This is a genomic window from Actinomycetes bacterium (genome assembly GCA_036000965.1).
Lineage (GTDB): Bacteria > Actinomycetota > CALGFH01 > CALGFH01 > CALGFH01 > DASYUT01.
In genome coordinates, this window is sequence record DASYUT010000294.1 from 1 (window position 1) to 23697 (window position 23697).

Sequence of the window (23697 nt, forward strand, 5' to 3'; positions counted from 1 at the left end):
CCACCTCGTCCTCGCGGAGCTCGTCGTGCTTGTGCGGCGGCCAGGAGGACCAGTTGCCGCCCGGGGTGAGGACCTCGACCGCGATGAGCTTGTCGGCCGCGAACGCCCCGGGGGCGCAGAAGTTGTTGACCTGGCGGCTGGCCCGACCGGCTCCGCGCAGCTCGACCGGCACCGCCTCGGCCGGGCCGTAGGCCGGGTCGAGCCGGTGGGTGGCCAGCGCCGAGGGCAGGGCGAACCGCCCGCCACCCGGGCTGGAGACGCGGACCTCGGCATCGACGGGGACGTAGGCGAAGTCGGTGACCCGGCCGAACACGTCGTCGCGGCCGGCCAGCTCGAAGCGGCGTGACTCGCACTCGACCACGCAGCCGCCGGCCAGCGGCAGCACCACCAGCTCGTCGCGACCGGTGGCGAAGGTGTGGGCGGCGCCCGGCGCCAGCTCGAGCACGCGCAGGCCGCTGAACGCCCAGCCGGCCTGTTCGGGCGTGACGTGCAGCGAGAACGCGCCTTCGGCGGTGGTGCCCCGCGGCAGGTGGAGCTTGCCCCCCATCACCCCCTCCCGTCCTGGAGCAGGCCCACCGCGGTGTCGACCGCCGCGGCGACGTCGTCACCGGGCGGGTACAGCAGGGACCGGCCGATCACGAGGCCTTGGACGGTGGGCAGCTTGAGCGCCTTGCGCCAGCTCTCGAAGGCCGCGTCCTGGGCGGTGCTGACCTCGCCGCCGAGCAGCAGCGCCGGCAGCGTGGTCGCCGCCATCACCCGCTCCATCTCCTCCACCACCGGGACCTTGAGCCAGGTGTAGGCCGAGGTGTTCCCGAGGCCGGCCGCGACCGTCATCGCCCGGATGGTGGCCTCGGCGCCCAGGTCGATGCGGACCCGCCCGTCCACCCGGTGGGAGATGAACGGCTCGACCATGGCCAGCAGCCGGCGTCCGGCGAGTTCACTGACCGCCCGCCCGCAGGCCTCGACGGTGGCCACTGTGGAGGGGTCGCCGGGGTCGATGCGCAGCAGCATCTTGCCGCCCTCGAAGCCGGCGGCGGCCAGGCTGGCGGCGTCGTAGGCGGTGAAGCGGTCGTCGATCTCGAAGACGGTCCCGGCGAGGCCGCCCCGGTTCATGGATCCGATGACCACCTTGCCGTCGAGCGCGCCGAGCAGCAGGAGGTCCTCGACGATGTCGGGGGTGCCGAGGACGCCGTTGACGCCGGGACGGGAGAGGGCGAGGCAGAGCCGGTCGAGCAGCTCGACGCGGTCGGCCATGGCCACTGCCTTGTCGCCGGCGCGCAGGGCGCCGCGGGCCGGGTGGTCGGCCGCGATGACCATGAGCTTGCCGTGCTCGTTGAACAGCGAGGTCGGGCGGGCCCGCCGGCTCGCCGCCTCGGCGATCGTCTCCGGGCGCCGGGTGCGGACGTCGAGGATTGCCTGGAGCTGGTCAGCGCGCATGAACGGCCTCCTGGAGCTTGGCCTCGACCTCGGCGGCGTCGGGCATGGCATCGGCGCACGCCAGCCGGGAGGCCACGATGGCTCCGGCGGCGTTGCAGAACCGCATCAGCCGCTCCAGGTCCCAGCCGGCCAGCAGCCCGTGGCAAAGCGCCCCACCGAACGCGTCGCCGGCGCCGAGGCCGTTGACCACCCGCACGGGCACCGGCGGGACCTCGACGGTGCTGGTGTGGTCCCTGGCCAGCACGCCCTTGGGGCCCTGCTTGACAATGGCCACGTCGAGCCCGAGGTCCTCGAGCTGGCCCACGATGGCCTTGGGGTCGCGCTCGCCGATGGCGGTGTCCCACTCGTCGAGGTTGCCGACCGCGACCGTGCCCTGCTCCAGCGCCCGCTGCACCCAGGTCCTGGCCTCCTGCTGGGAGGGCCAGAACATCGGCCGGTAGTCCAGGTCCAGGATGGTGGTGCCCGCCTTGGCCCTGGCCTCCAGCGCGCGCAGGGTCGCGCTGCGGCTTGGCTCCTGGGAAAGTCCGGTCACCGTCACCCAGAAGACCCGGGCCGAGCGGATCGCGTCGAGGTCCAGCTCGTCGGCGGCGATCTCCAGGTCGGGCGCCTTGGGGTAGCGGTAGAAGTAGAGCGGGAAGTTGTCGGGCGGGAAGATCTCGCAGAACGTCACCGGCGTCGGCAGGCCCGGCACGGCGGTCACGAAGCGGTCGTCGACGCCGAACCTCCGCAGCGCATCGTGCAGGTACTCGCCGAACGGGTCCTGGCCGGTGCGGGTGATCACCGCGCTGCGCCGGCCGTAGCGGGCGGCGGCCACGGCGACGTTGGTCGGGCTGCCGCCGAGGTACTTGCCGAAGGTCTCGACCTCGCGAAGGGAGACCCCGACCTGGAGGGGGTAGATGTCGACGCCGATCCGTCCCATGGTGAGGACGTCGAACGCCTCCGAACGGTCGCTGCGCATCAGGACGCCACGTGCATGGCGTACCTCCCACCATGCTACCGACGGACAGTGCTCGTTGGGACTAGACAGGCATTGTTACGATAGGGTAACTACTACCCAACCTGGTTGCTGTCAACCCTTGACCTTACAAAATGATAATGTCACCTCGGGTGGGGCGATGAACGCGACCAACGGATGGGCTGCGCCGGCACAGCGGGGGCTGGGCGCATGACGTTCTCCCCAGCGTCGATCACCGTCGACCGCGGCAGCCCGGTGCCGATGTACTACCAGGTCGCCCAGCAGCTGGAGCAGGCCATCGAGTCCGGAGCGCTGGCGCCGGGCAGCCAGTTGGACGGCGAGCTGACCCTGGCCGACCAGCTGGGAGTGTCGCGCCCGACGCTGCGCCGGGCGATCGAGTACCTGGTCGACCGCGGCTACCTGATCCGCAGGCGCGCGGTCGGTACCCAGGTCGTGCACCCCAAGGTCCGGCGGCCGATGGAGCTCTCCAGCCTGTACGACGACCTGACGGCCAGCCGCAAGAACCCCCGGACGACCGTCCTGTCAATCGCCACTGAGCCGGCGACCGACGTCATTGCCCACGCCCTCGGGCTGGAGGAGGGCAGCGAGGTCTTGGCCCTGGAGCGGCTGCGCTACGCCGACGACGAGGCGCTGGCGGTGATGCACAACTGGCTCCCGCTCGGCCTGGTGACCCTGGACGCCGAGCGGCTGGAGCGGACCGGGCTCTACCAGCTCATGCGCGCCGCCGGGGTGCGCCTGCACCTGGCGTCGCAGACCATCGGCGCCCGGGCGGCCACCGCCGCCGAGGCGCGGCTGCTGCATGGCAGCAAGGGTGAGCCGCTGCTGACCATGCAGCGCACCACCTACAACGACGCGGGACAGCCGGTGGAGCTTGGCGACCACATCTACCGGGCAGTCCTGTACTCGTTCGAGCTCGTGCTCGTGACCCGCTGAGTCCGAACGAGGAAGGAGGGCCCCCATGGCATCCCTGTACCCGTTCGAGCTCGCGCTCGTGACCCGGTAGGTCCCGACCAAGGAGGGAGGCCCCATGGCCAGTATGGAAGGGCAGGTCGCGCTCGTCACCGGCGGCGCGCGCGGGATCGGGCTGGCGATCAGCAGCCGCCTCGCCGACCGCGGGGTCAGGGTGGCGGTGGGGTACTCCCACGGCGCCGAGACCGCCAAGCAGTTCGCCGCCGCCCACGAGGGCGCCACCATCCATCAGGGCAACATCGGCGCGAGCGCCGACTGTGAGCGGGTGATCGGGGAGGTCCTCGAGCAGCACGGCCGCATGGACATCCTGGTCAACAACGCCGGGATCACCATCGACAAGACGGTCCGCAAGATGACCCCTGAGGAGTGGGACCGGGTCATCCACGTCAACCTCTCGGGGGCGTTCTATCTCTCCCGGGCGGTGTTGCAGCACATGCTGGACCGCGGGTACGGGCGGATCGTCAACATCAGCTCGGTGATCGGGGAGAAGGGCAACGTCGGCCAGGCCAACTACGCCTCGGCGAAGTCGGGGTTGTTCGGGTTGACGATGAGCCTGGCGCAGGAGACGGCGCGCAAGGGCATCACGGTGAACTCCGTGGCGCCAGGGTTCATCGCCACCGAGATGGTCGCCGCGATCCCACCCCAGGCCCTGGAGCGGGTGATCGCCCAGATCCCGGTGGGTAGGCTGGGGGAGCCCGATGAGATCGCGCGGGTGGTGGAGTTCCTGGCCGACCCAGACTCTGGGTATATCACCGGGGAGGTCTACGGCATCAACGGCGGGCTGTACATGTGAGCGTCCGCCCGCCACGGGCGGGTGGCAGGCACAGGTGGCGCTCGCGAGTGGGCGCCACCAGGACCGCGGGAAGGAAGCGAGGTGCGGGCAGATGGCCAGGCAACGTGACGTCGTCGTGCTCTCGGGGGTGCGGACGGCGGTGGGCAGGTACGGGGGGAGCCTGAAGGACACCCCGCCGACCGAGCTGGCCGCGGCGGTGGTGCGCGAGGCGGTGAACCGGTCCGGCGCCGCGCCCGCTGACGTCGGGCATGTGGTGTTCGGCAACGTGATCCACACCGATGTGCGCGACATGTACCTGTCGCGGGTCGCGGCGGTCAACGGGGGGCTGCCGGTGGAGACCCCGGCGTTCACGCTGAACCGGTTGTGCGGGTCGGGGCTGCAGGCGATCGTGTCGGCCGCCCAGCTCGTCCTCCTGGGTGACGCCGACGTCACGGTCGCGGGCGGGGCGGAGGTGATGAGCCGCGGGCAGTACTGGGTGCCTGGGCTGCGCTGGGGGCAGCGGATGGGCAACGGGGAGACGGTCGACGCGATGGTGGGGGCGTTGACCGACCCGTTCGACGACTGCCACATGGGGGTGACCGCCGAGAACGTGGCTGCCAAATGGGGGGTGTCGCGGGAGGACCAGGACGCCCTGGCGGTGGAGAGCCACCAGCGCGCGGCCCGGGCCACGGAGCAGGGCTGGTTCAAGGAGCAGATCCTGCCCATCGAGCTCAAGGGCCGGAAGGGCACCACGGTGTTCGACACCGACGAGCACATCCGCGCCGACGCCACCATGGAGGGCATGGCCAAGCTCCGGCCGGCGTTCCAGTCGGGCGGGACGGTCACGGCCGGCAACGCGGCCGGGGTCAACGACGCCGCCGCAGCGGTGGTGCTGGCCGACCGGGAGGTCGCCGACGCCCGCGGCCTTGAGCCGTTGGGGCGGCTGGTCGCCTACGCCCACGCCGGGGTGGAGCCCCGCTACATGGGGATCGGGCCGGTCCCGGCGGTGCGGGCGGTGCTCGACAAGGCTGGCCTGAAGGTCGACGACATCGATGTGTTCGAGGTCAACGAGGCGTTCGCGGCGCAGGCGCTGGCGGTGATCCGTGACCTGGGGCTGCCGCCGGAGCGGACCAATCCGAACGGGTCGGGGGTGTCGCTGGGCCACCCGATCGGTGCGACCGGGTGCATCCTGACCGTCAAGGCGTTGTATGAGCTCGAGCGCACCGGCGGCAGGCGCGCGCTGGTGACGATGTGCATCGGCGGCGGCCAGGGCATCGCCGCGGTCTTCGAGCGGTCGTAGCTCGCGGCGGTCTCGGAGGGCCGAGCCTCACGGCTCGGCCCCGACGGTCGCGTACGGGGCCTCCACCAGGCGGTCAGAGCCGCCCCGCGGCGATGATCCGCTTGAGAGCACCGGACTCCCAGCAAAGCGGAGCGGCGTCTACGCCGGCCCGGACGGAGGCCAGGCCGGGGTGCCGCCGACCCAGGTGGCCAGGGCCCGCAGGTCGTCGTCGAGCCAGGCGAGGTCGGCCAGGGCCCCGGGGGCCAGGCGGCCGAGGTCGGTCCGGCCGAGCAGGTCGGCCGGGACCCGGGTGGCCGCGGCGACCGCGTCGGCCAGGCCCACGCCGAGCCCCGCGACGTTGGCCACCGCCCGGTCCAGGCGCAGCGCCGAGCCGGCGATGGTGCCGTCGGCCCGCAGCGGCGGGCCCTGCTCGGGCAGCTCGACCAGCTCGCCGCCGAGCCGGTAGCGGCCCGGCGGCATGCCGGCGGCGGCGGTGGCGTCGGTGACCAGGGCGACGCGCCCGGGGGCGGCGGTCACCGCCATCCGGCAGACCAGGGGATGCACGTGCTCGAGGTCGGCGATCAGGCCGAGGGTGAGGCGGGGGTCACCGAGGCCCTGCCCGGCCACGCCCGGCTCCCGGTGGTGGAGCCCGCGCTGGGCGTTGAACAGGTGGGTCACCATCCGGGCGCCGGCGTCGGCGGCCGCCGCCACCTCGGCGGCGCGCGCGTCGGAGTGGCCGACCGAGACGACCACGCCCGCCCCGACCAGCCGCGCCACCGCGCCGACAGCCCCGTGGCGCTCGGGTGCCAGCGTCATCAGGGTGAGGATGCCCGCGCCCGCCTCCAGCAGCCGGTCGACCGCCTCAGGAGTGGGGTCGAGCATCGCGCGCGGGTCGTGCGCGCCGCGCCGGGCGGGGGAGAGGAACGGGCCCTCGAGATGGACGCCGAGGACGCGGGCGCCCGGCTCCCCGCTGGCGCGCGCCGCCCGGGCCCGGGCCAGGTCGGCGGCCAGCGCCTCGACCGGCGCGGTGATGAAGGTGGGCAGGAACGAGGTGACCCCGGTGGCCGCCAGCTCGCGGGCCACCGACGCCCATCCGGCCGGGTCGGCCCCGGCCAGGTCCACCCCGGCGTAGCCGTTCACCTGGAGGTCGACGAGCCCGGGGACGAGCACGCCGTGCTCCAGGCGGAGGTGGTCGCGGCCTCCGGCGGGCCGGCCGGGCAGCACCTCGGCGATGCGGCCGCCCTCCACCACCACGGTGCCGGGGCTGAGCACCCGGTCGCCGGCGACCACGCGGGGCGCGGAGATCACGGGCATGGAAGGCCCGCCCGGGTGACCGGGCGGGCCCTGCCGGTCAGGAGGCCACGCCGGCCGGACCGGCCGGGATCTGGGCCAGCCGCGGCTCCGAGGGCATCAGGATCCACAGGATCGGGTAGATCAGGATCTGGCTTCCGGGGATGAGCATCAGGATGAGCACGAACAGGATCCGTGCCGACCAGGGCGAGAGCCCGAAGCGCCGGCCCAGGCCGGCGCAGACGCCGCCGAGCAGGCGGCCTTGGCGGGGCCGGATCAGGCCCTCCCGATGGAAGTACTCGTTCATCTTCTCGCATCCTTCACACGATGGTGGTTGCAAGGACCAGCCTGCTCGCGATCCGGCGCCGGTGCCATCGGGGATTCCCCTGGAAGATCCCGGACCCGGCCTGCCCGCGTCAGGGTCGACGACGCTGGTACCTGCGCGGCTGCCCACCCTTGTGCTGCGCGGCTGCTACCCACCCTTGCGGCACGCAGCCGCCTGCTTGCGGTAGCTGGCCTTGTCCGCGTCGTACTGGCCGGCTGCTGCCGTGCCTTCCTTGAGGGTGCGAGTCAGCGCTTGGCGCCACGGGCTGCCCTGTGGGATCGCCTTGGCCCGGTCGATCTTGCCGGACTTGTAGTCGTCCATCAGCTTCTTGTGCGCCCGCAGGCTGGCAACTGCCGCGTCACCGTGCGCGATCATGCGGTTGGTGGCGGCCAGCGCAGCGCGGCACGCCTCGCTGAGCGCCGGCCCGGGCACGGCGCTCACCCGCGCCAGCTCGTTGGCCGAAGCGGGTCGCGTGGCGGCGGCTGGGGTTGATCCCGTCACGGCACGCACGAAGAAGACAAGCAGCACCACTGCCACGACGGCGGCGGCGGCAGTAACACCCCACACGAGCAAGGGGCTGCCCGACCGGTGCTGTTGGACGCGGGACATCGCTTCCTCCCAGGTCCTGCCCCACCCTGGCGGTCTTCTGGCGAGTCTGCCGCCAAGAACGCGCCTGCGCGCATCGGCGCAGTCGCTCACATCGGCGGAGTAAATCAAGTACGAGGCTGCGGGCACAACCTCCGGCCAACCGACTCGAATGACGGAAGCCGGGCAAAGGCGGCCTGGCGGAACCACCCTCCTCTCAGTGCAAGACTCCTGGCGCTGCATCCGGTCGCCCCTCAGTGCGACGGGGGCTCGCCGAGCGCGTAGAGGCCGCCGGCGCCGCCGCCGACGTAGACCGCGCCGTCACGAACGGCCGGGGTGGAGTGCACGCCGCCGCCGAGCCGCACCCGCCAGCGCGGGCGGCCGTCGGCCGCGCCGACCGCATGCAGGTGCCCGTCGCCGCTGCCCACGTAGACGGTGCCGGCGGCGACGGTGGGGGAGGAGACGGCGCCGATCCCGGGTCGCCGCCATACGGTCCGGCCAGACGCGGCGTCCACGGCCAGCAGGCCGCCGTCGGCGGCCAGGTACAGCACGCCCCGGGCCAGCGCCGGGGAGGCGATGAGCACCTGGCCGGCCACGCCCACGTGCTGCTGCCAGCGCCGCACACCCCGGTCGGCCGTGAGCGCGTGCAGCGTACCGGTCAGGTCGACCGCGTACACCATGCCGTCGCCCACGACCGGGCAGGCGGCGATGCTGCCGTCGCCCTGGAAGCGCCATCGCGGCTTGCCAGTGGCCAGGTCGAGCGCGTGCAGCGTGCCGTCGCCGCCGCCGGCATAGACCACGCCGCCGGCGACCGCCGGCGACGCCTGCCGGCTGGCGCCCACGCGGCGCTGCCAGAGGACCCGGCCGTCGGCCGCCGAGACCCCGTACGCCGAGATCCCGTAAAGGGTGCCGCCGCGGCTGCTGACGACGACGAGCCCCCCGGCGACCGCCGGCGACGACAGCCCGGCGTCGATCGCCAGGCACCAGCGCAGCGCGCCACTGGCCAGGTCGAGCGCGTAGAGGTTGCCGTCGGCACTGGTCGAGTACACGGTCTGGCCGGCGACCGCCGGTGAGGCGTCCACCGGCCCGCCGGTGGCGAAGCCCCATGCGGGCCGCCCGGTGGCCGCCTCGACGGCATGCACGCCGCCGTCGCCCCCGCCGACCACCACGAGCTTGCCGGCCGCGACCGGGGAAGAGAACACCACCGCGAGGCCCGTCGCCCGCCAGCGCACGGCGGGCCGTCCCGCTGGCCCACCGGTGGCGGCCGCACCGGTCCGCTGCGGGGTCTCGCGGAACGACGCCACCTCCGAGGCAACCGGGGCGGGCGGGCCGGGGTGGCGCGCGTCCGCCCGTGCGGGCGTCGGCGCGGGGCAGCGGCGCGCCAGCGCCGGTCCGAGCCGTGCCGGCGTGGCCACGGTGTCGCGCGAGCCGGTGGCAGCGGCCTCGCCGAGCTGCCCGGCCACGACCCAGCGCCCGGCCGCCAGGAGCAGCAGCGCCCCGGCGGCAAGCGCCAGCCAGCCGGTCAGGTCGCCGTGCCGGTAGCGGTCCATCGTGCTCCACGTTACCGCCGAACAGGACCAGGCAGGAACGGCATGAGCCACCGCCGAACAGGACCAGGCGGGAACGGCATGAGCCACCGTCGAACAGGACCAGGCAGGAGCGGCGTGAGCCACCGCCGAACAGGACCAGGCAGGAGCGGCAGGTCAGTCCGGAGGGCCGGACGGGACTCGACGACATCGGGAGGAGGCGGCGTAGGCGAAAGACGAGCGACCGCAGGGCGTTGGCGTGCGCTCGGGTGGATCCTTACCCCAGACCGCGTCGACGAGCTGGCTGCCGAGCACCCGCCACGGCAGTCGGATCTACCGAACGCGCGGTCCGGCCCGACAAGGGGTTTGCATCCCTGCAGGCTGGGGAATTGTACGACGCCGCCGCGAGGCTGAACCGGCCCTGCAGACCAGTTGTGCAGCCTTTGCATAGGTGAGTCCAGGCGGACCCTGCTGGTGAGGTTCACCACCCGCAACTACGCATTCGGAGGATTCGAGCGACTGGGCTGTCTGTCAGGCTGCATAGCGCCCCATCAAGGGGTCGGCGCTCGTCCGGGGCGCTGGCGAGCGGCGGCGAGCGAGGAGGTGCTGCTTTGGGGGAGTAGCGAGAGCGCAGCGTATCGCGTCTGCCGGCACGTGGCCACGGACGCAGATCCCGCCCCCCTCGCCGCAGCGGCGACGCCGGCCGCAGCCAGGCCTCCGCGGTGAACGACGTCGCAGCGGTGGAGGACATCGCAGTCGGCGCGCCGGACGCCTACCGGTTCCTCTGCTTCCTGCCCGCCAAGCACTGGCCTGCCCAGATGCGCGGCGACCCGGTCTGGGAGAGCGAGGACCGCGCACTCGAGCGACTCGGCAACCACGGCGGCGTGGTCCGCGTGGTCCACGCGCCCCTGCTGTTCACCGGCCCCGACCTCGGCCAGCCCTAAGTCCGCCTGCCCATACGCGGATCGAAAGGAGGAAGGACAGCCCACGCCCGCGGCGTACCCGAGGGCCGGACACGGCCCGCCCGGGTGCGCCGCGCAACCTCCCCGGCCGCAGAGGAGGCAGATGACCGCCGCGACTTCCCCCGTCCTGGATGTTCGCCCGGGCGACCAGGACGCCATCCAGCAGGTCGAGCAGTGGTTCCTCGCCTGGCACACCACGGGCGACCCCGCCATCCGCGACAAGATCATCCTCGCCCACCTGGGCCTGGCGGACCGGCTCGCCGCCCGCTTCCGCCGCAGCCAGGGCGTCTCCTACGACGACCTGGTCCAAGCGGCACGGGTCGGCCTGGTCACCGCGGTCAACCGCTACGACCCCAGCCGCGCCAACTCGTTCATCGTCTATGCGGTGGTGTGCGTCACCGGCGAGCTCCGGCGCTGCCTGCGCGACACCTCCTGGCGCGTCCACGTCACCCGCACCCTCAAGGAGCAGGCGCTGCAGGTCACCCGTACCCGCGACACCCTGAACGCCATCTTGCAACGCCCCCCGACCACGGCCGAGATCGGCGTCGAGCTGGGCCTGACCGAGCAACGGGTCGCCGATGCGCTGCAGGCCATCGACACGCGCCTGGAGTTCTCGCTGGACCAGCCGGTCGACCAGGACGCCACGGTCACCTTTGGCGCGCTGCTGCCCGCCCCGACCGGGGAGATCGAGGTCGACGACGTGCTGGCGCTGCCCGCGCTGCTAGCGGACCTGCCCGACCTGGAACGCAGGGCCGTGGAGCTCCGGTTCTTCGGCGACTTCAAGCAGGAGGAGATCGGCGCGGTGCTCGGCTACTCCCAGATCCACGTCTCACGGCTGCTCCGCCGCGCCCTCACCCGCATGCGCCGGCAACTCTGCTCCTGACATCCTCTGCCGCCTGAAGGCAGCAGATCTGGGTGGATATTCAGGTGCCGGCGTGCAACCCGGTTGGGCAGGCTGATGACAAGCGGAGGAGGAGGTTCGTGGATCCGCTGTTGAACCCCAAGCAGGCTACCGACCTGGGGGGCCTGCTCGCGGCCGTCAGCCAGCAGTATCGCCTGGGCCGTGAGTACCGCGACGAGGCCGGCTACTGGGCGAGCCAGGTCCAGCCCGGGCTCGACCAGGACGACGCGCAGACGATCGCCTGGCTGCTCGAAGACGTCGCCGGGCTGCCATGGCTACCAGGTGCCGTGGAGCAGTGGGCAAGGGCCTGGGCAGCAAGCCTTGAGGAGCTGTTCGGCGGCATCGAGGCCCCCTGAGGCGGCATCGTGGCTCCCTGAACGCGTCCTCGTACGACGTGCTCGTGGCTCCCCTCCAGACCTCTGCCTGGTCGGCGCCTCGCCGGAATGGACGTCGCCGCGGCCTGGACGCCACGGGAGCCCGGCAGCCTGGGCGCCGTGGGAGCCCGGCACCGACCGGGCCGGCCGTGACCGGGTCGCCACCAGGCCGAGAAATCTCCCCCGAGAGGGCTTGGCCCAATTGCTGCGTGATACCCGGTAGGCGTCGTTGACAGGGCGAGCGGACCGGAGGGTGGTATGGCCAAGGCTGTTGGCATCGACCTGGGCACGACCAACTCAGTGATCGCCGTGATGGAGAGCGGCGAACCGACGGTCATCCCCAACGCGGAAGGATCGCGCACCACCCCGTCGGTGGTGGCGTTCACCGAGCAGGGCGAGCGCCTGGTCGGCCAGCTCGCCCGCAGGCAGGCGATCCTGAACCCCAAGGGGACGATCACATCGGCCAAGCGGTTCATCGGCCGGCGCTACGACGAGGTCGAGAGCGAGGCCAAGGCCGTGTCGTTCGACGTCGTGCCCGGGCCGGACGGCATGGTCCGCTTCAACGTCCGCGGCAAGCTGTACGCGCCGGAGGAGATCAGCGCGCTGATCCTGCGCAAGCTGGCCGAGGACGCGGGCAAGTTCCTCGGTGAGCGGGTCACCGAAGCGGTGATCACCGTCCCGGCCTACTTCAACGACGCCCAGCGGCAGGCGACCAAGGACGCGGGACGGATCGCCGGGCTCGAGGTCCTGCGCATCATCAACGAACCGACCGCGGCCGCCCTGGCCTACGGGCTCGACAAGCGCGAGCACGAGACCGTGCTGGTGTTCGACCTCGGCGGGGGCACCTTCGACGTGAGCATCCTCGACGTCGGGGAGGGGGTCGTCGAGGTCCGCGCGACCTCGGGGGACACCCACCTTGGCGGGGACGACTTCGACCGCCGGCTGGTCGACTACCTGGCCGACGAGTTCAAGCGCGACACCGGGATCGACCTGCGCAACGACCCGCAGGCGCTGCAGCGGCTGTTCGAGGCGGCCGAGAAGGCCAAGGTCGAGCTGAGCTCGGTGACCCAGACCCAGGTCAACCTGCCCTTCATCACCGCGGACGCGTCAGGCCCCAAGCACCTGACCACCACCCTGAACCGGGCGAGGTTCGAGCAGCTCACCGCCGACCTGGTCGAGCGCTGCCTCGGGCCGGTGCAGCAGGCGATGTCGGACGCGAAGGTGACCGCGGCCGACCTGGACGAGGTCATCCTGGTCGGCGGTGCCACCCGGATGCCCGCGGTGCAGGCGCTGGTGCGTCGCCTGACCGGCGGCAAGGACCCCAACATGACGGTCAACCCCGACGAGGTGGTTGCCATCGGGGCCGCCATCCAGGCCGGCGTCCTCAAGGGTGAGGTCAAGGACGTCCTCCTCCTCGACGTGACGCCGCTGTCGCTTGGGCTGGAGACGCTCGGCGGGGTCATGACCAGGGTGATCGAGCGCAACACCACCATCCCGGTCCGGCGGACCGAGGTGTTCTCGACCGCCGAGGACAACCAGCCGGCCGTGGACGTCGTGGTCCTGCAGGGCGAGCGCGAGCGGGCCGCGGACAACCGGGTGCTCGGCCGCTTCCGGCTGGAGAACATCCGCCCGGCACCCCGCGGGGAGCCCCAGATCGAGGTCACCTTCGACATCGACGCCAACGGCATCCTCAACGTCTCCGCCCGCGACAAGGACACCAGGGCCGAGCAGAAGATCACGATCAGCGAGACCAGCAACCTGGACCGGTCCGAGGTGGAGCGGATGGTCGCCGAGGCCGACCGGTACCGGGCCGAGGACACCCGCCTGCGCCAGCTGGTGGACGCCCGCAACGAGCTGGACGCCGTCGCCTACCAGGTGGAGCGGCGCCTGCAAGAGCTCGGCGGCGCGGCCCCGTCCCACGAGAAGGCACGGGCGGAGATGCTGGTCGCCGACGCCCGCCAAGCCATCAAGGAGGAGGCGCCGCTGGAGCGCCTGCGGGAGCTCACCGGCGAGCTCCAGCAGCTGCTCCAGGGCCTGATGGCGAGCCCTGGTGCCCAGGCTGGCGCGCAGGGCGGGCCCGGGCCCGGCGGTCCGTCAGAACAGCGGCCCGGCGGCCCGTCAGAACAGCGGCCCGGCGGTCCGTCAGAGCAACGGCCCGGCGACGACGACGTGATCGACGCCGACTTCACCCCCAGTTAGGGGCGTGCGCCATGGCCGCGCAGCGACAACCCGAGCCAGAGCTGGACAACGAGCGAGCCGGCCGCGGCGAGCCGGCGGCAGCCGGCACCGCCACGCCGCCAGCCCCTGGCCAGGCGAGCACGCCGGCCACCGAAGCGCCCGAAGCGCCCGACGCGGCCGCCGAGGTGTCCGACGCGGCCGCCGGCGCTGATACGATCGGCGCCGCGGCCGCCCTGGCCGACCTCGAGGACCGCTGGCGGCGTGCCCTGGCCGACCTGGACAACCTCCGCAAGCGCTACGCACGGGAGCTGGCACGGGAGCGGGCAGCCGAGCGCGCTCGGGTGGCCGCAGAATGGCTGCCCGTGGTGGACGGCCTCGACCGCGCCCTGGCCCACGCGAACGACGACCCGCGCGCCGTCGTGGAGGGAGTGCGCGCGGTGCGCGAGCAGGCCCTGGCCGTCCTGGCCCGGCTCGGCTACCCCCGGCACGAGGAGGTCGGGGTGCCCTTCGACCCGCTGCAGCACGAGGCGGTCAAGGTGGTGGAGGACCCCGAGGCGGCACCGGGCACGGTCGTGCAGGTGCTGCGCCCCGGGTACGGGCAGGGCGAGCACTGGCTGCGCCCGGCCGCCGTGGTGGTCGCGACCGCGCCGGTCATGCAGGGGTGAGGGCCTGTGGCCCGCGACTACTACGAGGTGCTCGGTGTCCCACGCAACGCCAGCGCCGAGGAGCTGCAGCAGGCCTTCCGCCGGCAGGCCCGCACCTCCCACCCGGACGTGAACAAGGACCCGGGCGCCGAGGAGCGGTTCAAGGAGATCAACGAGGCCTACCAGGTCCTCTCCGACCCCGGCACCAGGGCGCGCTACGACCGGTTCGGACCGAACTTCCGTCAGTTCCCCGAGGGGGCCGAGCGGGCCGGGGCCGGCGCCCGCGCGGGCGCCGGCCCCGGCGCCCGCGGCTTCCGTGCCCGCGGGTCGCCCTCCGGGGGCAGGCGCAGCCGGGTGTACGTCGACGACGCCGGCAACCGGGTCTACGTCGACGACGACACGGGCTTCGGCGACAGTGGCTTCGGTGACGGCGGCTTCGGCGGCATCGACCTGGACGACCTGTTCGGCGGACTGTTCGGCAGCCGCGGGGCGGGGGGGCCGATGCCCGGGTCCGACCAGGAGGCCGAGCTCGAGCTCACCGTGGAGGAGGCGTACGCCGGCGGGCGGCGGTGGGTCACGCTGGCCGGGCCGGACGGGCCGCGCAGCTACGAGGTCACCATCCCGCCCGGGGTCACCGACGGGCAGCGGATCCGGCTCGCCGGCCAGGGTGGCCGAGGCGGCGGCGGCGCCGGCGCCGGCGACCTCTACCTGATCGTCCGCATCAAGCCCCACCCCCGCTACCGCCTGGAAGGCCGGGACATCCATGTGGAGCTGCGGGTGAGCCCCTGGGAGGCGGCGCTCGGGGCGACCGTGCCGGTCGACACCCCGGGCGGGGAGGTCAAGGTGAAGGTCCCACCCGGCTCCTCGAGCGGCCGGCGGCTGCGGCTGCGCGGCCAGGGCATGCCCAATCCCAGAGGGCAGCCCGGCGACCTGTACACCGAGGTGCGGATCATGGTGCCCAGGAAGCTCAGTCGCCAGGAGCGCAAGCTGTTCGAGGAGCTGGCCAACGTGTCCACCTTCGACCCGAGGAGGGAGCGGTGAGCCAGCCACGAGGCCAGGCCGGCCAGCCGCGAGGCCGCGCCGGCCAGCCGCGAGGCCAAGCCGGCCAGCCACGAGGCCAAGCCGGCGGGCGTGTCGCGCGCTACCCCATGGCGCGGCCGTGGCGGCTCAGCCTGGACGGCTTCGCCGCCAGCGCCGGCCTGCACCCCGAGTTCGTCCGCCGCCTGGTGACGCTCGGCTCCTGCAGGCGACCCGTGACGGCGTCGGCGAGCTGTGGTTCACCCACGCCGACCTGGTCACCCTCGCCCGGATCCAGCGCCTGCGTGCCGGCCTGTCGCTGAACTATGCCGCGATCGGCCTGGTGCTGGACCTCCTTGACCGCATCGACGTCCTTGAGCGCGCCCTGCGCACCCGGCCCCGAGAGCCAGCAAGGAGTGATGACCAGCTGTGGATCTCAACCGTCTGACCCAGAAGTCCCAGGAGGCCTTGCACGACGCCCAGACCAAGGCGCTGCGGTTCGGCCATACCGAGGTCGACGGCGAGCACCTGCTGCTGGCCCTGCTCGACCAGCCCGAGGGGCTGGCGACCCGGCTGCTCATTGCGGCCGGCGCGGACCCGGACGCGCTCCGCACCGGGATCGAGGCGGAGCTCGGCCGCCGGCCGCGGGTGACCGGACCCGGAGCCGCTCCCGGGCAGGTGATGGTCACCCAGCGGCTGGCCCGCCTGTTCGACGCCGCCGAGCGGGAGGCGGGCCGGCTCAAGGACGAGTACGTTTCGGTCGAGCACCTGGTGCTGGCGCTCATCGACGAGGGCTCGGCCACGGCCGCCGGGCGGCTCCTGAAGGAGCAGGGCCTCACCCGGGAGCGCTACCTGACCGCCCTCACCCGGGTCCGCGGCAACCAGCGGGTCACCTCCGCGATGCCCGAGGCTGCCTACGAAGCCCTGGAGAAGTACGGGCGCGACCTGGTGGCCGACGCCCGCGACGGCAAGCTCGACCCGGTGATCGGGCGCGACGCCGAGATCCGCCGGGTGATGCAGATCCTGTCCCGCAAGACCAAGAACAACCCGGTGCTGATCGGTGATCCCGGGGTCGGCAAGACCGCCATCGTGGAGGGCCTGGCCCAGCGGATCGTGCGCGGGGACGTGCCCGAGGGGCTGCGCGACAAGACCATCTTCGCACTCGACATGGGCTCGCTGGTGGCGGGGGCGAAGTACCGGGGCGAGTTCGAAGAGCGGCTCAAGGCGGTGCTCAACGAGGTCCGCGCCGGGCAGGGCCGCATCCTGCTGTTCATCGACGAGCTGCACACAGTGGTCGGCGCCGGCGCCGCCGAGGGCGCGATGGACGCCGGCAACATGCTCAAGCCGATGCTGGCCCGCGGCGAGCTGCACATGATCGGGGCCACCACCGTCAACGAGTACCGCAGGCACATCGAGAAGGACGCCGCCCTGGAGCGCCGCTTCCAGCCGGTGCTGGTCGACGAGCCCAGCGTCGAGGACACCATCTCGATCCTGCGGGGGCTGCGTGAACGCCTCGAGGTCTTCCACGGCGTCAAGATCCAGGACGGCGCCCTGGTCGCCGCGGCCGTCCTCAGCCACCGCTACATCACCGACCGGTTCCTGCCCGACAAGGCGATCGACCTGGTCGACGAGGCGTGCGCGCGGTTGCGCACCGAGATCGACTCGATGCCGGCCGAGCTGGACGAGCTGACCCGCCGGGTGACGCGCCTGGAGATCGAGGAGGCGGCGCTGGCCAAGGAGACCGACCCGGCCAGTAAGGCAAGGCTGGAGGAGCTCCGCCGCGAGCTGGCCGACCTGCGCGCCCAGGCCGACGCCGCCCGGGCCCAGTGGGAGTCCGAGCGGCAGGCGATCAGGCGGGTACAGGCGCTGCGCAAGGAGCTCGAGCAGGTCCGCCGCGAGGCCGAGGAGGCCGAGCGCAACTACGACCTCAACCGGGCCGCCGAGCTGCGCTACGGCAAGCTCGCCGAGCTGCAGCGGCGCCTGGAGGCCGAGGAGGCGCAGATCGCCAAGCTGGGTGACCGGCGGATGCTGCGCGAGGTGGTCACCGAGGACGAGATCGCCGAGATCGTCTCCTCCTGGACCGGGATCCCGATCAGCCGCCTGAAGGAGGGCGAGCGCGAGAAGCTGCTTCGCCTCGACGAGATCCTCCACCAGCGGGTGGTCGGCCAGGACGAGGCGATCCGGCTGGTCGCCGACGCGATCATCCGAGCCCGCTCGGGGATCAAGGACCCTCGCCGGCCGATTGGCTCGTTCGTGTTCCTCGGCCCGACCGGGGTCGGCAAGACCGAGCTGGCCAAGACGCTGGCGGCGGCCCTGTTCGACACCGAGGAGAACATGGTCCGGCTCGACATGAGCGAGTACCAGGAGCGCCACACGGTCAGCCGCCTGATCGGCGCCCCGCCTGGCTACGTCGGCTACGAGGAGGGCGGGCAGCTCACCGAGGCGGTACGGCGCAAGCCGTACTCGGTGGTGCTGTTCGACGAGATCGAGAAGGCCCACGCCGACGTGTTCAACACCCTGCTGCAGGTGCTCGACGACGGCCGCATCACCGACGCCCAGGGCCGCACCGTCGACTTCCGCAACACGGTGCTTATCATGACCTCGAACATCGGCTCGCAGTACCTGCTGGACGGGGTCACCCCCGACGGGGAGATCAAGCCCGACGCCAGAGCGCGGGTCATGGCCGAGCTGCGCAGCCACTTCCGCCCCGAGTTCCTCAACCGCGTCGACGACGTGGTGCTGTTCAAGCCGCTGACGCTGCCGCAGATCGAGCGGATCGTCGACCTGCAGTTCGAGGAGCTGCGCCGGCGCCTGGCCGACCGGCGGATAACGCTGGAGCTCACCGACGAGGCCCGCCGCGTCATCGCCGCCCAGGGGTTCGACCCGGTCTACGGCGCCCGGCCGCTGCGCCGGTTCATCTCCCACGAGGTGGAGACCCGCATCGGCCGCGCCCTGCTGGGCGGCGACGTCCGCGACGGCGCCATCGTGCGGGTGGACGCCGAAGGGGGCGAGCTGGTCGTCACCTACGAGAACCCGCCGGAGTCCCAGGAGGCGGCCTGACCGTGAGCGAGATCGTGGTCTGCCCCAACTGCGGCAAGCGCAACCGGGTGCCGTCCACGGCGACCGGGGTGCCATGCTGCGGGGCCTGCCACACCCCGCTCCCGTGGCTGGCCACCGCCGGCGACAGCGACTTCGAGGAGGTCGCCGCCCGCTCGACCCTGCCGGTGCTGGTCGACCTGTGGGCGCCGTGGTGCGGGCCCTGCCGGGTCGTCGAACCCGGCGTGGAGCAGGCAGCCCGGGCGCTGGCTGGGCGCCTCAAGGCGGTCAAGGTCAACGTCGACCAAGCGCCCCGGGTCGCCGAGCGCCTCGGCGTCCAAGGGATCCCCACCTTGGTGCTCCTGCGCGACGGCCGGGAAGTCGCCAGGCAGGTCGGGGCGGTCCCACCAGCTGCGCTGGTCCGATGGGCCGAGGAGGTGATCGCCAAGCCGGCAGCCTGACCCAAGCTCCCCAACAGCCTGAGCCTGTATCCCCAACAGCCTGACCCCAGATCCCCAACAGCCTGACCCCAGATCCCCCACAGCCCGACCCAGCTCCCCAACAGCCATGGCGGACGGCCGTGGCAGGGTGGAGCAGGTCACCGGCCGGATGGGGTACGGCAAGGCGGCGCGGCCGGGCGCGCTGCAGGGTGCGCTGCTCGGTGCGCTGTTCGGCTGGCTGTTCGGCTTGTTCAACTGGGTCGACCCGGTCATCTCCAGCCTGACGCTGGCCCTCTACGGGCTGGTCATCGGCGCCGTCGTCGGCGTGGAAGAAGCGCTCGAACTTGGGCACGCCCATCACCGGCATCTCCATCGCCTCCTGACCGCCGTCGTCTACCCGTACTCGAGGTACTCGTGCACCAGGCGGACGGCCATGGCCGCCTCGCCGACGGCCGAGGCGACCCGCTTGATCGACCCGCTCCTCACGTCGCCCGCGGCGAACACGCCGGGCCGGCTGGTCTCGAGCAGGAACGGCTGGCGATGAGCGTCCTGGCCGGGGCCATGCGCCGCGGCGCGTATGGCATCGGGTCCGGTGAGGATGAAGCCACGATTGTCGAGCGCGAGCTGACCTCCGAGCCAGCGCGCATAGGGCTCCGCGCCGATGAAGACGAAGAGCGCACGCGCCTGGATCGTGCGGCGCTCCCCGGCCCGGTCGTCCTCGACGACGACCGCTTCGAGCACCCCCTGGTCCCCGACCAGCTCGCGTACCTCGGTGTAGCGCAGGATCTCCACCGCGGGGCTGCGTTCGATCCGGTCGGCCAGGTAGCGTGACATGCTCTTCCCCAGGTCGTCCTCGCGGATCAGCAGGCGGACCCGCGCCGCGTGCCGGATCAGGAACACCGTCGCCTGCCCGGCGGAGTTGCCGCCTCCCACCACCGCCACCGGATCGTTGCGGCACAGCTGGGCCTCGACCAGGGTCGCTGCGTAGTGGACGCTCACTCCCTCGAACTCCTCGAGGCGGGGTACGGGCAGCTTGCGGTAGCGGGCGCCCGTAGCGACCAGGACCGTGCGGCCGGCGACCGATCCCCCGTCGTCGAGCCTGATGAGGTGATGCCCGTCGCGTTGCTCGAGTGCGATGGCTTCGGCGGGCACGCTGAGGCGGGCGCCGAACTTCTCCGCCTGGATGACGGTCCGCTCGGCAAGCTCCGAGCCGGAGATGCCAGAGGGGAAGCCGGGGTAGTTCTCGATCCGCGAGGAGGTCCCGGCTTGGCCGCCGGTCGCGACCGCGTCGAGCGCGACCGCCGCAAGCCCCTCGGAGGCGCCGTAGACGGCGGCCGTGAGCCCAGCCGGGCCGGCGCCCACGATGACGAGGTCGCAGGCGGTCTCGGCCGGGCCTGGTGCCGGCAGGCCGATCGCGCGTGCCAGCTCCGCATTGCTCGGGTTGCGAAGCACGTGCTCGCTCCAGATCACGACCGGCGTCTCCTGCGGCGAGATGCCCAGCTCGCGCAGCAGCGCTTCCGCCTCCCTGTCTTCCTCCAGGTCGATCCACCGGTGCGGCAACCGGTTGCGGGCGGCGAACTCGCGCAGCCGGCGCGTGTCGGGCGAGTAGCGCGAGCCCACGATCAGGCCAGGAAGGCCACCAGGCCAGGCAGACACAGTTCCGTCGGACCAATCGCAGTGTGGATTCGAACCCGGGCCCGCTTCTGACAGCTTGTGGCACGTCCAGTGCGTGCGCCGAGCGAAGGAGGGAGCCGCGATGCGCAGGAATGGGAACGGTGACGCGGTCTGGTCGCCTGCCGGCTGGTCCTGGCGGCTCCACGCCGCCTGCCACGGCACCGACACGTCCGTGTTCTTCGGCGGCGACGGCGAGCGCCCGAGTCGGCGGGCGCTCCGCGAGCGACAGGCCAAGGAGATCTGCGCCGTCTGCCCCGTGGTCGAGCCGTGCCGCCTGTACGCCCTTGCCCATGGCGAGTCCTTCGGTGTCTGGGGGGGACTCAGCGAGCGGGAGCGGCAGGAGATCTGGCATGCCGTCGATGTGCCGCGGTGAAGGGGCGTCATGCAAGAGAGATGCCTGACCCGCCCGGCTCTTGGAACCGGAGCCAGATCAGGGCTCGGTCGTGCTCATCGGCAGGAACGGCACGGCGGCCAGCAGCCGCAGCAGCACGACTGCCGCGACGCTCTCGGCGGCGAGCAGGCCGACGAGGACGACGAGCTGGAAGCGGGCAGCCGCCAGGGGGCTGGCACCACCGAACAGTGCGCCTACAAACGCCCCGGGCAGCGTGACCAACCCGGTCGTGCGGGTCTGGTCCAGCGCGGGCACCAGCGCCTCGCCGACCGCCACGCGAACCAGGTCACCGGTGGCCTGCTGCATCGTCGCCCCGAGGGCCAACTTGCCCTCGACCTCGGCTCGCCGGCTGCGGAGCTCGGCGAGGAACCGGCGGCCGGCCAGCGTCGATGCGGTCATCGCACCCCCCAAGGTGATACCGCCCAGGGCCACGACGTTGCGGACGCCCAGCGGCAGCGCGCCGGTCGCGAACACGACCGTTCCCGTCACCGTCGCGCCCGTGACCACCGCCACGGCCACCGCGGCCGGGCGCCGCCACCACCCGAGCACCGGCAGGTCGGCCAATCGGGGGGTGACCGTCGCGGTCGCCGCCACCGCCATCACCGCAAGCAGGGGCAGCACCGCCAAAGGAGCGCGGAACACCGCCCCGAGCACCAGCCCGACGGTCAGGAGCTGGACAGCACCACGGCCGGCCGACCACGCGACCGCGCGTGCCTGGTGCACGCCGTCGACCAGTGGCACCACGCTCGCAACGACCGCCAAGACCAGCAACCCCAGGGTCGTCCGCGCAACCTCCATGCCCGGAGCGTATCGCGGCTGCGGAGGGCACGGAGGGAGCCTGGAGAAGCCCGGGCAGCAAGATCGATGAGCTGCGCGCTGCTGTGGGCGCGGTCCGCTTTAGCGTCCAGCAGCGGCGCCGGTGATGGCGCGCTGCTGGCGGCGGTCCTCGGCGGGCAGCTCCTCTAGGACTTGGCGGACGGCGTCGTCGAGAGCGTGCAGGGCGCGGAGAAGGTCCTGCTCGGGGATGGGCAGCGCCTGGCGGACGCGGTTGATGGCGTCGGCGAAGCTGACCCTGGCGGCGCGATGGGCGGCGGTCCCGTCCTCGGTCAGGCAGACCAGGTAGGAGCGGCTGTCGGCCGGGTTGCGGGAGCGGTGGGCGTGGCCACGGGTGGTCATGGTGCGGACGTAGTCCGACACCGTGGTCAGCGGCATCCCCACCATCTGCGCCAGCTCGCTGATGGTCAGCGGACCGGCCTTGAGCACCGCGCTGTACATCGCGTACTCGTCGGGCCGCAGGCCGGCGTCGGCCATGGTCTGGCCGAGCAGGACCCGGACCCGGTGGCCAACGGCGAACAGGTCGAACAGGAACGAGATCCGGCGTTGCTGGCCGAGGTGGCGTGTCACGGCGTCAGTGTGACCGCCCGGCGGTCGCTCCGCCAGGGCCAAAGGGGTTGCCATGTTCCGGATCCGGAGCAAAGATACTCCGAAGTCGGAGCAGATGGCACTCGCGTTCGTGGAGGCCGATGGTGGGACCTGCAGGCAGCGGACCCAGGGCGTGGCGTGGCCGCCGCTTGGCGGGCCTGCTCGTCGCCCTGGCGCTGGCCGGCTGCACGGCTGGCGGCCCGGCGCGGGACCGGGCAGGGCCGTCCGCACCCTCAGCGACCCGGGCGATCGCACCGCCGACGCAGCCGTTGCAGGGCCCAGGCGGCAGCCAGCGGCGCCACGCCGGGGTGCGGATCACCCAGGTCAGCGGCTCTCCTGGCAGCGTGACGGTCTTCGAGCCGGACAAGCCCACGCCCCGCAGCGCGCCGGTGGTGGTCTTCACCCAAGGCGTCGGCCCCGACGAGTACCAGGGCTGGATCGACCACCTGGTGGGGCGGGGCAGCATCGTGGTCTTCCAGGACCAGCCGTTCCAGGGGATGGAGGACACCGAGCGGCGCAAGGGGCCGGTGGCGGGGCTGCGGGCGGCGGTGCGGGCGCTGGCACGGCCGGGGCACGTCACGCCGCAGTGGGACCACCTGGTGCTGGTGGGCCACTCGGTCGGCGGGAACATGGCCGCCCAGCTGGCTGCCGACAGCGGCACGCAGCGGCTGCCGCGCCCGACAGCGGTGTTCGCGCTGCAGCCACGCCTGGAGGACGAAGAGAGCCTGCGGGTGCTGGGTGGCATCGCCCCGTCCAGCCTGGTGCTCGTGCTGGCCTCCGACCGCGACGACCGGGTTGGCCAGGAGGGCCCCAAGGCCCTGTGGGCCGCGCTCGGCCACCTCCCTGCGGCCAGCAAGGACTACGTGCTGGTCCGCAGCGACGAGCACGGCACGCCCGGGCTGGTCGCCGACCACTTCCTGTCGCTCAGCGGCAGCGGCAACCCGCCGGACGCGCTGGACTTCTACGGCCCGTGGAAGCTGCTTGACGGGCTGCAGCGCTGCGCGGTCGCGCGGCGGGACTGCCGCCTGGCGCTCGGCGGGACCACCGAGCAACGCTTCATGGGCAGGTGGAGCGATGGCGTCCCGGTCACGCCGCTGCAGGTCACCGACGCGCCCTGAGCGGACCTAGAGGGCCGGTCAAGTAGCCGAGATGTCCGATCTGCGAGCAAAGCACTCGTACTCATGACCTGCGCGTCTTCTATGTGCAGCAGGGCGCAACCAGCTCGATCCGGCTACTTGACCGGCCTACTAGCCCCTGATGTGGAGCGGCTTGTCACGGCGACGGTTTCGGTCGTGGATGCAATGGTTCGGGCACAGACGGGATGGTTGTCACCGCACGGGGGTCACCTCGGGGCATGACCACCAGCGCCTCGGGGACACCGTCGATGCCCTGGCCAGCGCGCTGTACGGCCACCTGACCCACGAGGAGCGCGACGTGCTGCCGCTGATCGACCAGTCCCTCACCCAGGCCGAGTGGCGGGCGTTCGGCAACGACCAGCG

At 72.6% G+C, this 23697-nt stretch carries 24 protein-coding genes and 2 pseudogenes; 16 read left to right on the forward strand and 10 right to left on the reverse strand.

Annotated features, from left to right (window positions below; genetic code table 11):
- From VG276_26045 to iolC, 3 genes are all read right to left on the reverse strand, one after another.
- Window positions 1–547: 5-deoxy-glucuronate isomerase (locus VG276_26045; protein HEV8652756.1), on the reverse strand; the 547-nt coding region annotated here is incomplete at its 3' end.
- Complete coding sequence (locus VG276_26050) at window positions 547–1437, reverse strand: aldolase (GenBank protein HEV8652757.1); 891 nt, start codon at window positions 1435–1437, stop codon at window positions 547–549. The genes VG276_26050 and VG276_26045, both read right to left, overlap by 1 nt.
- Window positions 1427–2395 carry a 5-dehydro-2-deoxygluconokinase gene (gene iolC, locus VG276_26055; GenBank protein HEV8652758.1) on the reverse strand — a complete coding sequence of 323 codons (969 nt, stop codon included), beginning with the start codon at window positions 2393–2395 and terminating at the stop codon, window positions 1427–1429. The genes VG276_26050 and iolC overlap by 11 nt, the downstream gene beginning before the upstream one ends.
- Before the next feature lie 207 nt (window positions 2396–2602).
- Between iolC and VG276_26060 the strand changes: the two genes are divergently transcribed.
- The 3 genes from VG276_26060 (at window position 2603) to VG276_26070 (ending at window position 5454) form a co-directional block, all read left to right on the forward strand.
- Entirely contained in the window at window positions 2603–3346 is a 744-nt protein-coding gene (locus VG276_26060; protein ID HEV8652759.1) for a GntR family transcriptional regulator, read from the forward strand.
- Between the two features lie 94 nt (window positions 3347–3440).
- Window positions 3441–4175 carry a beta-ketoacyl-ACP reductase gene (locus VG276_26065; protein HEV8652760.1) on the forward strand — a complete coding sequence of 245 codons (735 nt, stop codon included), beginning with the start codon at window positions 3441–3443 and terminating at the stop codon, window positions 4173–4175.
- 91 nt (window positions 4176–4266) lie between these two features.
- Window positions 4267–5454 carry an acetyl-CoA C-acyltransferase family protein gene (locus tag VG276_26070; protein ID HEV8652761.1) on the forward strand — a complete coding sequence of 396 codons (1188 nt, stop codon included), beginning with the start codon at window positions 4267–4269 and terminating at the stop codon, window positions 5452–5454.
- A 138-nt stretch (window positions 5455–5592) separates the two neighbouring features.
- Here the strand turns inward: VG276_26070 and nagA are convergent, their stop codons facing one another.
- The 4 genes from nagA to VG276_26090 all read right to left on the reverse strand — a co-directional run bounded on the left by nagA (window position 5593) and on the right by VG276_26090 (window position 9183).
- Entirely contained in the window at window positions 5593–6747 is a 1155-nt protein-coding gene (nagA, locus tag VG276_26075) for an N-acetylglucosamine-6-phosphate deacetylase (protein HEV8652762.1), read from the reverse strand.
- Between the two features lie 37 nt (window positions 6748–6784).
- Window positions 6785–7030 carry a PspC domain-containing protein gene (locus VG276_26080; protein ID HEV8652763.1) on the reverse strand — a complete coding sequence of 82 codons (246 nt, stop codon included), beginning with the start codon at window positions 7028–7030 and terminating at the stop codon, window positions 6785–6787.
- 165 nt (window positions 7031–7195) lie between these two features.
- Complete coding sequence (locus tag VG276_26085) at window positions 7196–7657, reverse strand: hypothetical protein (GenBank protein HEV8652764.1); 462 nt, start codon at window positions 7655–7657, stop codon at window positions 7196–7198.
- 230 nt (window positions 7658–7887) lie between these two features.
- Window positions 7888–9183: a PQQ-binding-like beta-propeller repeat protein gene (locus VG276_26090; protein ID HEV8652765.1), complete on the reverse strand. Its 1296-nt coding sequence runs from the start codon at window positions 9181–9183 to the stop codon at window positions 7888–7890.
- Window positions 9184–9881: 698 nt separating this feature from the next.
- On the opposite strand from VG276_26090, the gene VG276_26095 reads away from it, so the two are divergent.
- The 10 genes and pseudogenes from VG276_26095 (at window position 9882) to VG276_26140 (ending at window position 19036) form a co-directional block, all read left to right on the forward strand.
- Window positions 9882–10103, forward strand: a complete 222-nt coding sequence (locus VG276_26095) for a hypothetical protein (protein HEV8652766.1) — start codon at window positions 9882–9884, stop codon at window positions 10101–10103.
- A gap of 121 nt (window positions 10104–10224) precedes the next feature.
- On the forward strand, window positions 10225–11004 hold the full coding sequence (locus tag VG276_26100; protein ID HEV8652767.1) for a sigma-70 family RNA polymerase sigma factor: 780 nt from the start codon (window positions 10225–10227) through the stop codon (window positions 11002–11004).
- 98 nt (window positions 11005–11102) lie between these two features.
- On the forward strand, window positions 11103–11378 hold the full coding sequence (locus VG276_26105; protein HEV8652768.1) for a hypothetical protein: 276 nt from the start codon (window positions 11103–11105) through the stop codon (window positions 11376–11378).
- Between the two features lie 276 nt (window positions 11379–11654).
- Entirely contained in the window at window positions 11655–13595 is a 1941-nt protein-coding gene (gene dnaK, locus VG276_26110) for a molecular chaperone DnaK (GenBank protein HEV8652769.1), read from the forward strand.
- A gap of 11 nt (window positions 13596–13606) precedes the next feature.
- Window positions 13607–14239 carry a nucleotide exchange factor GrpE gene (locus tag VG276_26115; protein HEV8652770.1) on the forward strand — a complete coding sequence of 211 codons (633 nt, stop codon included), beginning with the start codon at window positions 13607–13609 and terminating at the stop codon, window positions 14237–14239.
- 6 nt (window positions 14240–14245) lie between these two features.
- Window positions 14246–15259 carry a J domain-containing protein gene (locus VG276_26120; GenBank protein ID HEV8652771.1) on the forward strand — a complete coding sequence of 338 codons (1014 nt, stop codon included), beginning with the start codon at window positions 14246–14248 and terminating at the stop codon, window positions 15257–15259.
- Between the two features lie 118 nt (window positions 15260–15377).
- Window positions 15378–15683 carry a chaperone modulator CbpM gene (locus VG276_26125; protein ID HEV8652772.1) on the forward strand — a complete coding sequence of 102 codons (306 nt, stop codon included), beginning with the start codon at window positions 15378–15380 and terminating at the stop codon, window positions 15681–15683.
- A complete protein-coding gene (gene clpB, locus VG276_26130) occupies window positions 15665–18295 on the forward strand; it encodes an ATP-dependent chaperone ClpB (GenBank protein ID HEV8652773.1) in 2631 nt (876 codons plus the stop codon). The genes VG276_26125 and clpB overlap by 19 nt, the downstream gene beginning before the upstream one ends.
- Window positions 18296–18297: 2 nt before the next feature.
- Window positions 18298–18732 carry a thioredoxin gene (gene trxA / locus VG276_26135; GenBank protein ID HEV8652774.1) on the forward strand — a complete coding sequence of 145 codons (435 nt, stop codon included), beginning with the start codon at window positions 18298–18300 and terminating at the stop codon, window positions 18730–18732.
- Between the two features lie 127 nt (window positions 18733–18859).
- Window positions 18860–19036, forward strand: a pseudogene (locus tag VG276_26140) (glycine zipper family protein).
- A gap of 68 nt (window positions 19037–19104) precedes the next feature.
- On the opposite strand, the pseudogene VG276_26145 reads toward VG276_26140, so the two are convergent.
- Window positions 19105–20334 (reverse strand): annotated as a pseudogene (locus tag VG276_26145) (FAD-dependent oxidoreductase).
- Between the two features lie 133 nt (window positions 20335–20467).
- Here VG276_26145 and VG276_26150 point away from each other — a divergent pair.
- The gene (locus tag VG276_26150; GenBank protein ID HEV8652775.1) at window positions 20468–20758 is read left to right on the forward strand and encodes a WhiB family transcriptional regulator; all 291 of its coding nucleotides are present in this window, start codon (window positions 20468–20470) and stop codon (window positions 20756–20758) included.
- A 57-nt stretch (window positions 20759–20815) separates the two neighbouring features.
- Here VG276_26150 and VG276_26155 read toward each other — a convergent pair whose 3' ends face one another.
- Entirely contained in the window at window positions 20816–21574 is a 759-nt protein-coding gene (locus VG276_26155) for an ABC transporter permease (protein HEV8652776.1), read from the reverse strand.
- Window positions 21575–21673: 99 nt separating this feature from the next.
- The gene (locus VG276_26160; protein HEV8652777.1) at window positions 21674–22234 is read right to left on the reverse strand and encodes a MarR family winged helix-turn-helix transcriptional regulator; all 561 of its coding nucleotides are present in this window, start codon (window positions 22232–22234) and stop codon (window positions 21674–21676) included.
- A gap of 65 nt (window positions 22235–22299) precedes the next feature.
- Between VG276_26160 and VG276_26165 the strand changes: the two genes are divergently transcribed.
- Entirely contained in the window at window positions 22300–23316 is a 1017-nt protein-coding gene (locus VG276_26165; GenBank protein HEV8652778.1) for a hypothetical protein, read from the forward strand.
- Between the two features lie 178 nt (window positions 23317–23494).
- Window positions 23495–23697 (forward strand): hypothetical protein (locus tag VG276_26170; protein ID HEV8652779.1); only part of this gene is annotated, 203 nt, incomplete at its 3' end.

Bases quoted from the DNA above. Each gene is read 5' to 3' on its own strand.
- VG276_26050 (HEV8652757.1), bottom strand. From the start codon at position 1,437: ATGCGCGCTGACCAGCTCCAGGCAATCCTCGACGTCCGCACCCGGCGC.
- iolC (HEV8652758.1), bottom strand. From the start codon at position 2,395: ATGCGCAGCGACCGTTCGGAGGCGTTCGACGTCCTCACCATGGGACGG.
- VG276_26060 (HEV8652759.1), top strand. From the start codon at position 2,603: ATGACGTTCTCCCCAGCGTCGATCACCGTCGACCGCGGCAGCCCGGTG.
- VG276_26065 (HEV8652760.1), top strand. From the start codon at position 3,441: ATGGCCAGTATGGAAGGGCAGGTCGCGCTCGTCACCGGCGGCGCGCGC.
- VG276_26070 (HEV8652761.1), top strand. From the start codon at position 4,267: ATGGCCAGGCAACGTGACGTCGTCGTGCTCTCGGGGGTGCGGACGGCG.
- nagA (HEV8652762.1), bottom strand. From the start codon at position 6,747: ATGCCCGTGATCTCCGCGCCCCGCGTGGTCGCCGGCGACCGGGTGCTC.
- VG276_26080 (HEV8652763.1), bottom strand. From the start codon at position 7,030: ATGAACGAGTACTTCCATCGGGAGGGCCTGATCCGGCCCCGCCAAGGC.
- VG276_26085 (HEV8652764.1), bottom strand. From the start codon at position 7,657: ATGTCCCGCGTCCAACAGCACCGGTCGGGCAGCCCCTTGCTCGTGTGG.
- VG276_26090 (HEV8652765.1), bottom strand. From the start codon at position 9,183: ATGGACCGCTACCGGCACGGCGACCTGACCGGCTGGCTGGCGCTTGCC.
- VG276_26100 (HEV8652767.1), top strand. From the start codon at position 10,225: ATGACCGCCGCGACTTCCCCCGTCCTGGATGTTCGCCCGGGCGACCAG.
- dnaK (HEV8652769.1), top strand. From the start codon at position 11,655: ATGGCCAAGGCTGTTGGCATCGACCTGGGCACGACCAACTCAGTGATC.
- VG276_26115 (HEV8652770.1), top strand. From the start codon at position 13,607: ATGGCCGCGCAGCGACAACCCGAGCCAGAGCTGGACAACGAGCGAGCC.
- VG276_26150 (HEV8652775.1), top strand. From the start codon at position 20,468: ATGCGCAGGAATGGGAACGGTGACGCGGTCTGGTCGCCTGCCGGCTGG.
- VG276_26155 (HEV8652776.1), bottom strand. From the start codon at position 21,574: ATGGAGGTTGCGCGGACGACCCTGGGGTTGCTGGTCTTGGCGGTCGTT.
- VG276_26160 (HEV8652777.1), bottom strand. From the start codon at position 22,234: ATGGCAACCCCTTTGGCCCTGGCGGAGCGACCGCCGGGCGGTCACACT.
- VG276_26165 (HEV8652778.1), top strand. From the start codon at position 22,300: ATGGTGGGACCTGCAGGCAGCGGACCCAGGGCGTGGCGTGGCCGCCGC.